The organism is Arcobacter sp. (assembly GCF_050300555.1).
Taxonomy (GTDB): Bacteria; Campylobacterota; Campylobacteria; order Campylobacterales; family Arcobacteraceae; genus Arcobacter.
In genome coordinates this window covers 42,254-55,273 of sequence record NZ_JBNKXY010000002.1, presented here as the reverse complement: position 1 = coordinate 55,273, position 13,020 = coordinate 42,254, and the positions used below count along the sequence as shown (strand labels likewise).

The following is a 13,020-nucleotide window of genomic DNA, read 5'->3' as shown; positions in this document are numbered from 1 at the left end:
AATATGGAATTATTAAATAATAATATAATATTTAATACCATTGACAATGGAATTATGGTTTTAGATGATGGTTTAAATATCAAAGCATGGAATAAGTGGTTAGAAGTAAAAACAGGTATTAAAGCTAGTGAAATAGTTGATCACAATATTTGTGAAAAATTTCCTTATATAGAACAAAAAAAGCTAATAAGAAAAATAAAATCGGTTCTAATTACAAAAAATCCTTCATTTTTTAGTGTTGAACCACATGAATATTTGATAAAAATCAAATCAAATATTATTATGGGAAAAGTTTTTAAATATATGCGACAAGATATTACCCTTGTCCCTTATGATTCAGAAAGAAAATTAGTTTGTTTATATATTTATGACCATACAAAACTTCATGAATCAAGTGAAAAACTAAAAAAACTAAATGAAGAGTTAAAAGAGCTTTCAAGTAAAGACCACCTTACTCAACTATACAATAGAAGATATTTTACAGAAGCTGCAATAACAATGCAAAGTTTGTCTATTAGAAATAATCATCATGTTTCAATTATCATTTTAGATGTTGATAATTTTAAAAATATAAATGACACTTATGGGCATTCGGTGGGTGATAATGTTATAGTTTCTCTTTCAAGAATATTGGAAAATAATTGTAGAAAAAGTGATATTGTTGCAAGATTTGGTGGGGAAGAGTTTGTAATACTTTTATACAATACAAGCTTATCTTTTGCTCAAAGTATTGCTGAAAACATAAGAGAAAATGTAGAAGATTATTTTTTAGAAGTTAATAAAGAAAAACTCTCTTTTACCCTTAGTTTAGGGGTTGCTCAATTTGATGCAAAATTAGACAAAGATATTGAATCTACCATAAATAGAGCAGATAAGGCTTTATATGCTGCTAAAGAAAGTGGGAAAAACAAAGTTGTGACTGATAACTCATAACTTTGGAAGAGACCACTTTTTATAATAAGCAACCAGTCTTAAAAGAACTCCGAATATAAATAAAATAGTTATATTTAAAATATTATTTTCATGAAATAGATGTAACATGTACATAAATAGACCTACAATTATTGCAACCGTTCCATAAAATTCACTTATTAGTATTGACGGAACCCTATTTATTAGGATATCTCTTATTGTTCCTCCTCCAACTGCTGTTAAAAAAGCCAAAATCAATACACCCAAAAAGTTAAAATTATTTTCAAGTGCAATAATAGAACCAGTAATAGCAAAGGATACTAAACCAATGGCATCAGATACTATAAAAGCAGTCTTCCCCTCAAAGTCTGGTATTTTGTGAAGTTTAAAAACTAGGGATAAAAATACCGTAGCAATTACTAATGTAACTGGCAAGGTATCAGTAAAAATATATGGAGTTTTATTTGCTATAGTATCTCTAATCATTCCTCCCCCAAGAGCAGTTAGAAATGATGAAATAAAGATTCCTAAAATATCTAAGTTGTAGTGAACAGCAATTAAAAATCCACTTGCTGCAAAACAAATGATTCCAATAATATCTGCAATTTGTAAAGCAGTCATGTATTTATAAACCTTTTAGTCAATGGTATAATCTTTTATTTTAAGTTTGTGATTATACAAAAAAAGAGATAAAATCCAAAGACTATTTTATTTCACTATTTACTAATCCAGATAATTGAGGAATTTGTTTATATGCAAAGCCCATTTTTCTAGATTTATCTGCGACATTCTTTTTAAGATATTGGTATAAATCATTTGAACTTACGTATCCTTTTGCCAATCCTTTCATTAAATAATAACTAAAAAGCCTATGATGTTTCTCTTTATATTGATTTGAAAATTCATTTGCTCCACCTGCTGTGAAAAGAGTCATTTTGTTTTTATCAAAATTAATTGGATTTGTTTTTAGAACTGGTGCTACTCCCCCAAAAAGTAGATTTCCATTATCATCTTTTCCACTAAAACAGCTATCTACAAATGCAATAATTTTGCTAGCTTTTGTATCTGTCAGATCTTTATAAATATTGTTTAGCATAAAATATTTATCTAAAACAACTGTTTCTGCATTTGTATCACTTGGTAAAATATAAGGATTTCCATCAATTCCTGGAACACCATGTCCACTATAATAAAAATATATAGTTGCATCTTTAGGTATTGAAGATAAAAATTGATTCCATTGGGATTTTATAAATCCAGCACTTGTTTTTCTATCTTCTACAAAAGCCCAGATATTATCTTCTGGTACACCTAATATTTTTTGAGAATATTTAACAAACATTTTTGCACTGTTGTGTGAGAAGTTTACATTACTTTCTAAAAGATAATCTTCGATTCCCAAAATAATAGCGTAGGCATTTTCATTTCTTTTAGCTGTTTTACTACTTTGTAATAAATATTCTAATTCATCTTCATAATTTTCTTTAGTAGAATTGTAGATTTTAGTTTTTGTATAGGTAGAATTTTTTTCAAAACAAATATCTTTGTATTCATTATCATCTAAAAAATTTACACTTATATAGTCTTTACAAATTTTCTTTTTATACTGTTTTTCAATAAGATTTGCTTTTTTTTCATTTTCTAGGGCAGTCTCTTTTGCTTCTAGAACCTCTTTGATAATAGAATTTCTTTTTTCCAAATCATTTAACGCATACCTTTTATCTTCTTTATTCAAATAAAAGTTGTACGTTTTATCTTCTTTATTGTATAAAATTTCATAATTGAAATTTGGATAGATTTTTTTATAAATAGTAGTTTTATCGTCAATTTCATAGTTAATTAAACTAGGATTATAATCTTTTGAAAAATAACCATATCGGTATTTTTCATCATTAATTTTATAAACATTATATCCACTATTTAAATCACCTTTAATTTCTATGTTTTTAAGTTGAAAATTTTGAGTGTAATATTTAGGTTTAGAAAAAGGAGGATTTTCATAAACTGCTATGCTATTATTGTCTAAAAGTACACCTTTTTCAAACTCTTTTCCTAAGCCTTTTGCATAGCCATTTTCACACTCTCCATCCCAAAAAATTTTAAAGTTAGAACTTTTTGTTCTATCATTTGTATCTTCAAACTCCACATAAACTTTACAAGCAATATCTTTATTATCAGCTTGTATCCATTTTGATTTGATTTTACTTGAATAACTGGTTTTTAGATTATTGTATTCATTAATAAAACTCTCTTCTATGGTAGAAGTTTTTTCAGTTTTTTGTATGTTATTTGAACTACATGCTGTAAATAAAATAGTAACTATAGCAGTTATAAATATATTTTTAATCACCGTCTCCTCCTCCGTGTCCACCACCGTCACCATGTCCTCCACTACTGCTTCCACCACTATCTCCCCCTCCTGATATACTATTTTGTCGTACGGCTATTTCTGCAAGATTGATAGCTTGTTGTAGTCTATTTTTTTCTTCATCATTTATTAGATTTTCGTTATATTTTATATCTAGTTGTTCTTTCATCTCTATTATATTTTCATTGCTTAGATGAGTAGTATTTGATTTAATAGATTTAATTATTTTTTCTATATCTTTTGTGGTGTCAAGCATGTAAAAGTTATACATAATCTCTGTTCCCCAACTTTCACTAGCTTCTATGTCATCTTCCCATCTTTTTTCTATAAACTCTTTATAGCTTAATTTATCAGTAAAGATGACGTTCTCTTTTTCAAGATTTGGTTTGTTTAGTGATGTTTCTTCTATATCTAAGATTTTTTCCATCTCTTTTGATAAAAAATTAGAAGCAAACAAAAAAGTAGTCATACAAAATAAACTAAAAATAAATTTCATAGTTTTTTACTCTCTTCGTCTAAGATTTCTATATTTTTGTCTAATTTGAATTTTGAATAGGATTTTTTAATTTCATTTATTTTTATTTTTTCATACTCCAAAAAAAGGACTTTAGGAATTGTACATTTTGAAAATGTTTCTTGAGAGTCTTTTTTATGGTAAATCTCTTCATAGTGTATGTTAGTTAGTATAAAAGAGTTTAAATCTTGATTCTTTTTATAGGTTTCTAAAAAATCATTGTAATAAATAGTGTCATGCTTTTGAAAACTTTTAGTTGTGGAAATAGTAATTAATTGAGAAAGTGAATCCTCAAGATTTCTTTTACAATCTTTTTTTGATAAATCTAAATAATTTAAATCCCCTTTACTATAACCAAAGGATGTGATGTAAGAGTTGTTTGAACTTTTCCCATACCAAGAAGGGGCTCCCTCAATATGTATGGTTTGAGTCATAGTAGTATTATGGTTATCAAATAAAAATGATGACAAAGCCGAAAGAAGTGATAAGCACAATGATTCATACATTTAGTATCCTTTTGAAATATTTATTATTGATGTCAAAAAAGTTTTGTCATCAATAAATTTTATTAATTTATCAAATTTAAAACTATTTTCATCAAGAAGTTTTTCATTGATGATTTCAAACTCACTTAAGTCAATTTTATTTTTAGAGAAAAGTAGAAGATACTCCTCTTTTATAGGATAATTATATGGATTTGCAATTTTTAGATTAAAGCTATTATGGTTTGGATAACTTAAATGAGAAGTTACATATTCATTTGAGAGTAAAAGTCCAATTTTACCATCATGTTCTATATTTATTATAGATATAAATCCTTCTTCTTTTGTGTCTATTTCAAAAGAGATTAATTCTCCCTCTTCAAAACTTTTTTTGTTTAGTTTGAATTTAATATTTTCATTTTTTTGATTATAAAAAAGGTTATAAAAATCATCTTGAGTTAAGATATTGATAAAATCATCATATTTCAAATACCATTTTTTGTTTTTATTTACAATTTCATAGTTTAGATTTTTACCCAAACTTTCATTTAGTAGTTTTATTAAAGGTGTATTTTTTAAATAATTGTTTTGTTTTGAGTTTGTTAGTTCTTTATCTAAAAGATTTTCTTTTACAAGGTTTTGAATTAAGCTATTTTTATATTTGGCTGCCACATACCAAGTATGTTCATGTTCTTCTATTTTTATAAATTGAATATTGTTTAAATTTGTGATGGTACTAATATTTATATTTGTTTCAACTTTTTTATTAAATTGATTTTTTTCTTCTTTTTTAGATATTTTTGTAGATGATTTTAATTCTAAATATAGGCTTTTTGCTATTTCATCAATAGCATATTTTTTTGCTTCATAAAGGTCTTTAGAAACACCATATCCTATTATTTCATTCTTGTTATCATTTTTTATATTATAAAACCAAATAGGTTTTGCAAAAAGAAAAAGTGGTAAAACAAGAAGAAATAATAAGTGCATAACTATTCTCCTAAGCTTTCAACCATCGCATCAAGTTTTTTATCAGACTCTTCTGCCAAGAATTTTTGATATAAGGCTTCATCATTTTTAAATGAAGATTTAACTACTTTTTTAGTGGTAGCTTTAAGAGCATCTGTATCCAATGATACAAGTACATACATTGTTTTTGATTTACTTATCCATAGATTTTCGACAATAGAGTTATTGATAGTTTGAGAAGATATTTGTTTTGATACACCCTCTATAACTTTATCAAAAGTGCCCTCATCTTTAAGACCAGTTGTTCCTTTATATGATTTAAACATATTATTTACTTTGATACTTATTCTTCTTGCTATATTATCTCTTGCATTTGCAATTGCTTCTTCTCTTTGAAAAGCAAAATCATTTCCTGCATTTTTAACAGCACTACCTACTTCTGAAATCTTATTTTCAAGGGATGGTTTATGAATCCACTTTGGGGCACCTTCGAACTCTGGATCAACGTAAATTGATTGTTCTTGTGCTTCTATGTCAGACTGTTTATCGCTACATCCTGAAAATACATAAGCAACAAGTAAAACAGATGAAATCACTTTGATTAAACTTAACATATTGTTCTCCTATTTTGTTATTAATAATTTTAACAAAATAGAAAGAGTTTTAAATTTACACTTTCTTTACAAATTTGGTGGTTATTTTATTTTTATTGAAAAGATATTATGGTTGTTTTTATAGTTATAATGAAGTTCAAAATTATGTCGAGTTATAATTTTATTTACAATACTAAGTCCTAATCCAAAGCCATCTCTTTGTGATAATTCTTGTGTAAAAGGTCTTAAATAGTAATCAAGCTCTTTGGAGAGTCTTTTCCCCTCATTAATAACTTGAATTTCATTATTTTTGCTTTTTATTGTTATTGGAAAAGAGTTTGTATATTTCATAGCATTGTCAATTAGATTTTTTAAGGCAACAGATAAATAATTTAAATCAGCTTTTATTTTAAAGTCATCTTTTATACTAAGTTTTATTTTTGATTCATCATTAATATAAAGTTTACTAAGTGACTCTATTATTAAGGTTTCTGCACTAAAATTTGTAATCTCTAATTTTGAAGAGTTTAATTTTTCAAGTTCAATAAGCTCATTTGTCAAAATTTCTAAGTCACTAAAGATTTTTTTTAGAAGTTCTTTTTGTGAAAAGTTATCTATCTTTTCTATGGCAAATTTTCCTTTTGCAATAGGTGTTCTAAGTTCATGCCCAATATCTCTTAATAACTCTTCTCTAGTTTTAATTAATTCTTCAAGATTATTTGCCATTTGATTAAAAGTTTTTGCCAAAATTCCTATTTCATCATTTGAGTCTATATTTACTCTGGTATTTAATTTTCCTTTTGAAAAAGACTCTATCTCTTTTGTTATTTTTTTAAGGGGAGAGAGTAGTTTTATAATGTATAAAAAAATTATAAATAAGAGAAAAATATCAAGGAAGATTAAAACATTTAACCTAAATTTTTCATTTATATCTTCTTCATCTTGAGTTTTTAAAATAAATTCATCATCTAAATATTTTATGTGAATTATAAATTCATCTTCAAAACCCTCTTGAAAGATAGAGATAAAACCAAATGTATGCTTTTTGTAGTATAAAAATTCTTTTTCTTTTTCTTTAAGCTTTTTTAATGGTTTTAGTTTATAATCTTTTATGATTTGATTTATTAAGTCAGTATTATCAATGTTTTCAAAAATTTCATTTGCTATTTTTTGATATTTATCTTTTATAAGTGCATCTATTCTTTTAGAGTTAATATTATCAATCCAAAAACCAATAATACTCATAAGAAAAAAACTAATAAAAAAAAGAATGGAGATTTTTTTTGTAATACTCATATTAACCTACAAATTTATATCCAATACCCCAAACAGACTTTATATATTTGGGATTTTTAGAATCATCACCTATTTTATATCGTATATTTGAGATATGCATATCTATTGTTCTATTTTTTGTATTTTCATCCAAAGAAGTTGCATGAAGGATTTGTTCTCTAGAAGAGATTTTATTTAAATTTTCAACTAAAAAAATAAAAATTTCAAACTCTATTTTTGTAAATTCCACAGGATATTTATCAACTATTACTATTCTATTATCTTTATCTATTTCAAAATCACCTATAGTAATTTTATTGTTTGAAGATTTTTTTAAAATATGTTCTATTCTAAGTACCAATTCTCGCGGTTCATATGGTTTTGCTAAATAATCATCAACTCCCAATTCAAAACCATAAATTTTATTTCCAATGTCTCCCCTTGCAGAAGATATTATCATGGGTATATCTTTTATGCTTTTTAGTTTTTTAAATAAATCAAAGCCATCCATTTCAGGGAGCATTAAATCTAAAATAGCAATAGAATAATCTTGATTTTTAGAAAACTCTTCGATGGCATCTTTTGGATTAGAAAAAGCAAAACATTCAAATTGATAATCCTTTAGATAATCAACTATCAAGTTTTGCATTTGTAAATCATCTTCTATAAGTAAAACTTTTCTAATCAACTCTCCACTCCTCTAAAAAATAAGAGAACTTTTCTCTTTGTTGTTCATTTAAAATTGCATGTACTTTTTTTAGATTATTTATCTCTAAGTCCATCGCTTTTGAGTTGATTTCATTTAATATTTTTTTATAAGTAAGTTCATCAAAACTATCTTTTTTGATTAAAACTTCTAACTCTTTTTCTTTTTCCATTTTAAATTTATAAAATTTTTTGTACTCGAGCTTATAAGTTTTCATTACATTTTTTAAAGAAGATAGCTGATTTTGATTTAGGTTAAGATAATCAAAATTTTTATAAAGATGATTTTTTGAAGATTTATAAAATTTATTTTTATACTCTTCAAATTTTTCATGATGTTCTTTATAATCATCTGCAAATAGATTAAAAACAAAAAAGAAACTACATAAAAGAGCTAATATTTTTAATTTTATCATCTTCAATTAATCCTTTCTCAATATCGCTATGGCAAGCTTTACAGTTTGCTTTACTTTTTACATCTTTTTTAAAAAAAACCTCTTTAGGGATACTTTTGTGTTCATTTTTCCAAAAAGTGGTTTGAGTTATGGCAATTATATCTTTATTTTCTTGTGATTTTAGAATTTTATAACTAGCCTCTTTTGTTGATTTTTCAGCACTATATTGAACTAAAAAATCTAAAATGGTTTTTTCATCTTCAGGTTCTAAGCTAGCATCATCTCCAAAGTGATTTGCTAAATCACCCATTAATATTTTCCATGATTTTTCAGGCAATAAATCTGGGGGGATATAGAGTGTGGCACGATGCACACTCAGAAACAAAAAGTTCATTTTGTTTTTTATAATCTATTGGCTCATAACTAGAAGCAACTAAAACATTGTTTGGATTTATTATATTAAATATAAAAAATGAAACAAGCAAAGCTAAAAATATGAAGGCTATAAATCTTTGTAAGATGTTTAATCTTATACCTTCATCTTTTTCACTCATTTTGTATCCTGTAACAATAGAGTTTAAAGTTTCATATTTTTTATGTAGTATTCTATCACTAATAACTCCTCCAATATGAGCAGCTAAAAGTACAAGAAATAGGGTTGATAAAAATTCATGGATACCTTCAAATAGTTCCATCTCTTTAAAAAAAGGGCTATTCAAAAAAGAAAGTATTCCTTTTCCTTCTTGTATCCCGTAAGCTAAAATACCAGTAATTATTGCTAGAAAACAAACTATTAACATGGCAATCATTACATAAGAGGCTAAGGGATTGTGCCCTATATATTTTTGTTTATCTTCAAAGATATTGTTTAAAAATCTTTTTACATTTTTTTTGCCCAAAGGAAAGTCTTTAAATTTTGAGTGTTTTGGACCTAAAATACCCCATGAAAATCTAAAGAAAAGTAGAATTAAAATCCCATAGCCAATAATTGCATGGAATGGTAACCATCTATCCTCTTCACTTGATATAAATGCAAATAAAATAAATAAAGCAAATAAAAAGTGAAATACCCTAGTTGGTAATGACCAAATATATGTTTTTTGCATTATAGATCCTTAATCGTCCCATCTTCCAAAATTTGGAATGATAATATCTCTTTCACTATATATTCCTTTTTCTGCCGTTGTATGACAAGCTACACAGTTAAATATACCTTTTACCTCTTCTTGTTTTATAAGAGACGGTCTAATTTCATCATGTTTCCAAAGGATATAAGGAGTTTTTGAAATAGATTCTGGGACACTTCCTTTTTTAATACTATTTACAATACGGCTACTTCTTTTATATTGCATAGCTTTTTCAGCACTGTTTTTATTTAGATAATCTTTTATAATTTTAAAATCTTCTTCTGCAAGTGTTGCATCTGTATTAAAATGATTTTCTAAATTTGACATCATTTTGTTCCATGAATTAGCAGGTAAAAGTCCTGGTTGATAAGCGAAGTGGCAAGCACTACACTCTTTTTTATAAATCTCATTATTTACAGGTTTTACTCCTGTTTTCCCTCCAAAGAAGTTACTATCAGCAAATATAAATGAACTTAGTATTGATAATATAATAAAAATTTTCATATTAATCCTTTGATAAAATATAAGTTACAACATCACCTTTTTCTTGTGCTGTACCAACTCTTTTATATACATCATTGAAGTTTCTTTTTAACCATTTTTCTATATTTTTAACGTCGGTAAATCTTTTTGGATTTGCTTTTGGAGAAAGAGGTTCTATTGTTTTACCTGTGAAAAAGTTTTTTCCAGATTGTGTTAAATCAATACCATGGCAAGAAGTACATGAAATCTCTTTACCTTTTTTACCCATATGTTTAGAAGTAAATATCTCTTCACCTCTTTTTACATCAAAGCCTTGAAAACTTGGATTTGTTTTTTTTACTTCTTGGTTTAAGCTGTTCAAATAATCATCAACAACAGAAGCGTAAGTTAGATTTAGAATTAATCCTAAAAAAATTAGTAGTTTCATCTTTAAGCCTTTTTATTTCTATATTGTAAGTATAAATAAAAAGTTTAAAGTATTTGAATAGATTTTCTTGACAATTTCTTTACAATTTTGAAATAAGTATGCTTCCCCATGTAATAATAAAAATAAAAATACTTATAAATACAATTGCACTTCCAACATCTTTTGCTCGTCCTGCCATCTTGTGATGGTCTAAGGTTACAAGGTCAACAACTCTTTCAATAGCACTGTTTGTAGTTTCTGCCAAAAGCATTCCCATAAGTGTTATAAACATTAAAAGTTTATTGGTCAAGGATGTATCTATAAAAAATAGAGTTGGTAATAACAAAATAGTAATAATAAGTTCTATTTTAAATGAAGTTTCTGTTTTAAGTAAATCAACTATACCTTTTAGGGCATAGGATGTATTTTTAAAAAAGTTATATTTGGGTTGATTTCTCATCTTCTTTCCTTTGAAATATTTTTGCAATAATTAAAATAATAAGCCAAGCTAAAAGCATAGTTACAATGGTGTGACTTAAAAAGTGATCACCAATGAGCATTTTATAAAGCCCCATACTCCAGCCAATAAAAAGACCAAATCCTAAAGCAATTATTTTATTTTTTCTTTTATTAAATAGAAAAAATAGTGCCATAAGTGCAAATCCACCACTTGCATGTCCTGCTGGCCAACATTTTACTCTATTTTTATGAATAAAATCTTTTGGATAGGATTCTAAAACTTTAACATCTGGATATGTTCCCCCATAATATTTTAGATTTTTTGGACAAGGAGTATCTGTAATATATTTTAATGAACCAATAGCTAAGGGTACAACCATAGAACTTAAAAGAAAAATCATAAGACCTTTTTTATGCTTTTTTATAAATTCATTTTTTCTAAAAAAGATAAGTGAAAAAAGTGTTGCTATTGCAAAAAAAATCAGTATTTTTTTTATTTCAATATAAAATATAAACTTTGTAAAGGCGTCATTTCTATTTAATATCCAAGTATGAGTATTCATCTGATAAAAATAGTTTTCAACATACAAATCTAAAGATGTAAATTCAAAAAAAATAATTACAGCAATTAAACAAATTACAGTAAAAAGGATATGGATATTAATCCTTTTTGGCATCATATAATATATCCATATCTTTTTTATAGACATTTGTTTCTAGCTCAAAGAAACCTAATATTGTATGAAAAAGATTATCTTGTGAGAACTCATTTTCAGAGTATGTTTTTAGTTTTTTTGTATTTACTTCACTATCCCCAAACCACATAAGAGTACCAATATGTTTTTGTTCTTCTGGAGCAATAAGATATGGCATTCCATGAAGATATAAGCCATTTTCTCCAAGGCTTTCCCCATGGTCACTCATATATATTAATCCAGTATGATAATCTTTTGAGTATGATTTTAAGAAATTTATTGTTTTAGATAAAAAATAATCTGTGTAAAGTATGGCATTATCATATGCGTTACTAACTTCTTCTTGTGTACATTTTTCAAGTTGATTAGTTTTACAAACAGGTGTAAATTTTTCAAACTCTTTTGAATATCTTTTATAATATGCAGGACCATGATTTCCCATTTGATGAAGAACTATCAATATATCTTTATCTTTGTTTTTTTCTATATATTTATCAAGACCAACTAACATCCCCTCATCTCTACATTCACCATTACACATTGTATTGTTTGCAGAAGTTTTATAATCTTCATAATCAACTCTTATTGCAACACCTTTAGAATCAGAGTTATTATCTCTCCAAAGTACTTTTATATGATTTGTATTATTTAAAACATCAATAACATTTTCCGTGGAGATACCTTTTTTATAGTCATAATCGCTTCTTGAGTAAACAGAAAACATACAAGGAACAGAAACAGCTGTAGAAGTACCACATGAATAGACATTTGGGAAGTTAATAATATCTTCTTGTTTTAATAAAGGGTTTGTCTCTTTTTCATAGCCATTTAAAGAGAATCTATTTGCCCTTGCAGCTTCTCCTACAACCATGATAAGAAGTTCTTTTTTAGGACTTCTAAGTTCTTCTGGATAAAACTTTGCATCTCGTCCAATAGATTTTAAAACTATTGGTCCACTATTTAGGGTTTTATTTACATAATTACCAATACTATATATCCAAAAAATAGGATTTACATGGTATCTTAATGGTTTGTGTTCCCTAAAAAATGATGTATAAAATTTACTAAAACTAAAAACTATAATTACAATTACTAAAACAGAGATAACTAAAGTTTTAATTTTTGCAAAAATCTCACTTTTTAATCCCCTATACTCTATTTTTAATTTATAAACAACAAGGGAAGGAAGAAGACCTAAAAATAAAGCATAAAGAACTAATTTAAAACTAAATAAATCACTCGATTCTGATATGTTTGTTTGTAATGTATTTCTTATCATCTCCGTATCAATAATCACATGATATGTATCCATAAAGTATGCAGTAAAAGAAGAAACTATTAAAACTAATATCAATAAAGGTTTTGTAGTATATTTTGAAGCAAAAAGTGAAAATAAAAATAGAATAAATGAAAACAATACAAAAGCAATAGATATTATATAAACAATATGAATAGAAGAAAAAGAGTATGTATTTATAACATTTTGAAAAAATGAAATATTATAAAAAGCTGTTAAAAAAATAGCTACAAAAGCTATCAAAGTATATTGGGAAAAGTTTTTCATTTGTGTCCTCATAAATTTATTATAGAATTCTAGTTTTTTATTATTAATAGCTAGTTAATATTTAGTTAACAAA

At 26.1% G+C, this 13,020-nt stretch carries 17 protein-coding genes; 1 reads left to right on the top strand and 16 read right to left on the bottom strand.

The genetic code is table 11. The features are described 5' to 3' along the window. Window positions 1–3 precede the first annotated feature (3 nt). Window positions 4–933, top strand: a complete 930-nt coding sequence (locus tag ACQY5W_RS01905; protein WP_428023245.1) for a diguanylate cyclase — start codon at window positions 4–6, stop codon at window positions 931–933. On the opposite strand, the gene ACQY5W_RS01900 is transcribed toward ACQY5W_RS01905, so the two are convergent. The 16 genes from ACQY5W_RS01900 to ACQY5W_RS01825 all read right to left on the bottom strand — a co-directional run bounded on the left by ACQY5W_RS01900 (window position 928) and on the right by ACQY5W_RS01825 (window position 12,947). Continuing rightward, entirely contained in the window at window positions 928–1,533 is a 606-nt protein-coding gene (locus ACQY5W_RS01900) for a trimeric intracellular cation channel family protein (protein ID WP_428023244.1), read from the bottom strand. The two genes, ACQY5W_RS01905 and ACQY5W_RS01900, sit on opposite strands and share 6 nt — an antisense overlap. An 82-nt stretch (window positions 1,534–1,615) precedes the next feature. Beyond that, complete coding sequence (locus tag ACQY5W_RS01895) at window positions 1,616–3,262, bottom strand: caspase family protein (protein ID WP_428023243.1); 1,647 nt, start codon at window positions 3,260–3,262, stop codon at window positions 1,616–1,618. Further along, window positions 3,255–3,776, bottom strand: coding sequence for a hypothetical protein (locus ACQY5W_RS01890; RefSeq protein ID WP_428023242.1), 522 nt, complete (start codon window positions 3,774–3,776; stop codon window positions 3,255–3,257). Before ACQY5W_RS01890 ends, ACQY5W_RS01895 begins: the two co-directional genes overlap by 8 nt. Beyond that, window positions 3,773–4,300: a hypothetical protein gene (locus ACQY5W_RS01885; protein ID WP_428023241.1), complete on the bottom strand. Its 528-nt coding sequence runs from the start codon at window positions 4,298–4,300 to the stop codon at window positions 3,773–3,775. Before ACQY5W_RS01885 ends, ACQY5W_RS01890 begins: the two co-directional genes overlap by 4 nt. Next, on the bottom strand, window positions 4,301–5,266 hold the full coding sequence (locus ACQY5W_RS01880; RefSeq protein ID WP_428023240.1) for a hypothetical protein: 966 nt from the start codon (window positions 5,264–5,266) through the stop codon (window positions 4,301–4,303). It lies immediately after the preceding gene. A 2-nt stretch (window positions 5,267–5,268) separates the two neighbouring features. Beyond that, window positions 5,269–5,859 (bottom strand): LPP20 family lipoprotein, encoded by a 591-nt coding sequence (locus ACQY5W_RS01875; protein WP_428023239.1) that lies wholly within the window; start codon window positions 5,857–5,859, stop codon window positions 5,269–5,271. A gap of 81 nt (window positions 5,860–5,940) precedes the next feature. Next, window positions 5,941–7,134 (bottom strand): ArsS family sensor histidine kinase, encoded by a 1,194-nt coding sequence (locus ACQY5W_RS01870; RefSeq protein WP_428023238.1) that lies wholly within the window; start codon window positions 7,132–7,134, stop codon window positions 5,941–5,943. Between the two features lies 1 nt (window position 7,135). Further along, on the bottom strand, window positions 7,136–7,801 hold the full coding sequence (locus ACQY5W_RS01865; RefSeq protein WP_428023237.1) for a response regulator transcription factor: 666 nt from the start codon (window positions 7,799–7,801) through the stop codon (window positions 7,136–7,138). Next, window positions 7,794–8,234 carry a Spy/CpxP family protein refolding chaperone gene (locus tag ACQY5W_RS01860; protein WP_428023236.1) on the bottom strand — a complete coding sequence of 147 codons (441 nt, stop codon included), beginning with the start codon at window positions 8,232–8,234 and terminating at the stop codon, window positions 7,794–7,796. Before ACQY5W_RS01860 ends, ACQY5W_RS01865 begins: the two co-directional genes overlap by 8 nt. Further along, window positions 8,200–8,523: a cytochrome C gene (locus ACQY5W_RS01855; protein WP_428023235.1), complete on the bottom strand. Its 324-nt coding sequence runs from the start codon at window positions 8,521–8,523 to the stop codon at window positions 8,200–8,202. Before ACQY5W_RS01855 ends, ACQY5W_RS01860 begins: the two co-directional genes overlap by 35 nt. Before the next feature lie 19 nt (window positions 8,524–8,542). After that, entirely contained in the window at window positions 8,543–9,319 is a 777-nt protein-coding gene (locus tag ACQY5W_RS01850) for a cytochrome b/b6 domain-containing protein (RefSeq protein ID WP_428023234.1), read from the bottom strand. Between the two features lie 9 nt (window positions 9,320–9,328). Beyond that, window positions 9,329–9,844, bottom strand: coding sequence for a diheme cytochrome c (locus ACQY5W_RS01845; RefSeq protein ID WP_428023233.1), 516 nt, complete (start codon window positions 9,842–9,844; stop codon window positions 9,329–9,331). Window position 9,845: 1 nt separating this feature from the next. After that, entirely contained in the window at window positions 9,846–10,250 is a 405-nt protein-coding gene (locus ACQY5W_RS01840; protein WP_428023232.1) for a DUF1924 domain-containing protein, read from the bottom strand. A 79-nt stretch (window positions 10,251–10,329) separates the two neighbouring features. After that, window positions 10,330–10,689, bottom strand: a complete 360-nt coding sequence (locus ACQY5W_RS01835; RefSeq protein ID WP_428023231.1) for a diacylglycerol kinase — start codon at window positions 10,687–10,689, stop codon at window positions 10,330–10,332. Further along, window positions 10,667–11,368, bottom strand: a complete 702-nt coding sequence (locus ACQY5W_RS01830) for a phosphatase PAP2 family protein (protein WP_428023230.1) — start codon at window positions 11,366–11,368, stop codon at window positions 10,667–10,669. The genes ACQY5W_RS01835 and ACQY5W_RS01830 overlap by 23 nt, the downstream gene beginning before the upstream one ends. Further along, a complete protein-coding gene (locus ACQY5W_RS01825) occupies window positions 11,349–12,947 on the bottom strand; it encodes a phosphoethanolamine transferase (RefSeq protein WP_428023229.1) in 1,599 nt (532 codons plus the stop codon). The genes ACQY5W_RS01830 and ACQY5W_RS01825 overlap by 20 nt, the downstream gene beginning before the upstream one ends. Window positions 12,948–13,020 lie beyond the last annotated feature (73 nt).